We start from the raw sequence: 2476 nt of genomic DNA on the forward strand, positions 1-2476 counted from the left end.
AGCTTCGTCGTCCTCTTTCACAAGGAACCAGTTGTTCATCCACCAACCACGGTAGAAGCCTTCCATGGAAATAATCTGTGACAATGAGGCAAGAACCAAGGTGATTTGGAGCCATAGTTTACCGGATGTAAAGAACGGAATGCTCATCATCGCAGCGGTCACCAAGTAAATCACAATGCGCCCTCGTTGCGAGAGTTTGCGTTGATAGATACCTTCATGAATGTACGTCTTATAGTGTTTATTGTTAATCAGCCAGCTGTGTAGCCGCTCTGATGAACGACCCCAAAAGAAGGCGGTTAGTAAGTAAAATGGGGTGGTTGGTATCCCAGGCACCCAAATTGTGACGGTTCCGATACCAAAGGTAATCAGACCAGCCAATATATATAAATAGCGCATAAATCAATGTCCTTTTGGATAGTAGTTTCAGTATAGCAAGGATAACAGTCCGACAAAAGGGAAAACCAACCGGTACGGTAGAATTTCGCAAACCCTTATAAAGTTGCTATAATGAAACAAAAGACTCGAAAGGATGCCATGACCATGGAGATATTGGAACGTGCCTACGCAAAGCTCAATATTAGCCTTGATACCCCGTTTGCCCACGCAGACGGTGAACAAGAGTGGGACATGTTGATGGTCGCAATTGATTTGGCCGATACGGTGACAATCAGAACGACTACGGCGCATACGAATATCATCGTCGATTCGACAAGTGGCTTGTTGCCGTTGAATGAGAAAAACCTGGCCTATCAAGCAGCAGAACTGATGCGACAGCGGGCTGGCGTTGCGGACGGTGTGGAAATTCATATCGATAAGCATATTCCGGTTGCGGCAGGAATGGGCGGGGGCTCTTCAGATGCGGCCGCTGTCTTAAGAGGACTCAATAAAATTTGGCAACTGGGCTTAACAGAAGCCCAGTTGGCCGAAATCGGTTTGAAGATTGATGCCGATGTGCCTTTTTGTGTCTACTCGCGCCCTGCTCGAGTGACCGGCCGTGGTGAAGTGGTTGATCCGCTAACGCAAAAATTCCCGCCACTTTGGCTAGTGGTCTCTAAACCAGCTGTAAGTGTTTCAACTCCGAAAATTTTGAAAATGATTGATTATGATAGTTTAGTGCATGGTGATATGGGCGGCTTAATGGCAGCAGTTGAAGCTGGTGACTTTAAGACGGCTTTTCATAACATGTTCAATGTGCTTGAACCGGTGACTGCCTCGAAGTATCCGGAAATTATCAAATTAAAAGAAAAAATGCTTAAATTTGGGGCTGAAGCGGTTCAAATGTCGGGGACTGGGCCGACCGTTTTCGCGATTACAGATAAAGCGTCACGTGCAAAGCGGATTTACAATGCTGTCCGGGGGTTTGTTCCCGAAACGTATATGGTGCGACTTGTAAATTAAGTCATTGAGAAGCAGTCAGATATGATTGCTTCTTTTTTGTTCTCGCTAAACATTCATTTAACGAACGAACATTCGACATTTAAACGTTTAACCTTTTAAAAATGAACATTACAAAAAGTTAACGTGTTATTTTTGGATAAAACACGAACAAGAGGGTTTACAAGGTCACGAAAGTCAGTTATATTATTCACACAGATGACAAAGTTATCGAAAATTATAGGGTTTTATTCATAAAGGGGAATAATAAACATGGCTTCAAACGTAAAGATGTTGCTTGCTGGTGCTGCGGTGCTGGTTATTGCTGGTGGCGCCTATGCCGCTCTATCTGGAAACAAGTCAGCTTCAGGCGAATCCGACAAGACATCAGTGGCTTTGGTAACTGATGGTGGGGGTGTCGATGACAAGTCTTTCCAACAATCAGCTTGGGAAGGCTTGAAAAAGTGGGGTAAGGAGAACGGCGTTAAGCAGGGGAAGGGTGGTTACACATACTACCAGTCAAAGACGAACGCTGACTTCAAGACGAACTACGATCAAGCGGCAGCAGCCGGATTCAAAAATATTTATGGGATTGGCTTCCAATTGACGTCAACCATTAATGAGGAAGCTAAGAAGCACCCCAAGACAAACTACATGATTGTCGATGATGTTGCGAAGACGCAAAAGAATGTGGTGTCAGTAACGTTCAAGTCTGAACAGTCATCATACTTGGCTGGTGTTGCAGCCGCTAAGACAACTAAGACGAATAAGTTAGGCTTCGTCGGTGGCATGGAATCAGCTGTAGTGAAGACTTTCGAAGCTGGTTTTACGGCTGGAGCGAAGTCAGTTAACCCGGACATTCAGGTCGATGCGCAATACGTTGGTAGCTTTACTGATGCCGGTAAGGGTAAGACGATTGCCGCATCAATGTACCAAAACGGCGCTGATGTTATTTTCGCAGCGGCTGGTGGAGCTGGTGCCGGTGTCTTCACAGAAGCTAAGGATTTGAACAGTGAAAAGAAGGCGGCTGATAAGGTTTGGGTTATCGGTGTTGACCGTGATCAAAACGCGGACGGTGCCTACACGGCTAAGGATGGCAAGT

The 2476-nt window shown here is 45.5% G+C and carries 3 protein-coding genes; 2 read left to right on the forward strand and 1 reads right to left on the reverse strand.

Annotated elements, in window-relative coordinates; translation table 11 throughout:
• On the reverse strand, positions 1-396 hold a 396-nt coding region (locus WEIDD23_RS05525; protein WP_010371490.1), incomplete at its 3' end, for a YbaN family protein.
• A 144-nt stretch (positions 397-540) separates the two neighbouring features.
• On the opposite strand from WEIDD23_RS05525, the gene ispE reads away from it, so the two are divergent.
• Both ispE and WEIDD23_RS05535 read left to right on the forward strand, forming a co-directional pair.
• Entirely contained in the window at positions 541-1398 is an 858-nt protein-coding gene (ispE, locus tag WEIDD23_RS05530; protein ID WP_010371487.1) for a 4-(cytidine 5'-diphospho)-2-C-methyl-D-erythritol kinase, read from the forward strand.
• 249 nt (positions 1399-1647) lie between these two features.
• Positions 1648-2476, forward strand: an 829-nt coding sequence (locus WEIDD23_RS05535) for a BMP family lipoprotein (protein ID WP_062358823.1), incomplete at its 3' end; no start/stop codon positions are given.

It is taken from the genome of Weissella sp. DD23 (assembly GCF_001579105.1).
In the GTDB taxonomy this organism is placed as follows: domain Bacteria; phylum Bacillota; class Bacilli; order Lactobacillales; family Lactobacillaceae; genus Weissella; species Weissella cibaria.

Bases quoted from the DNA above. Each gene is read 5' to 3' on its own strand.
- ispE (WP_010371487.1), top strand. From the start codon at position 541: ATGGAGATATTGGAACGTGCCTACGCAAAGCTCAATATTAGCCTTGAT.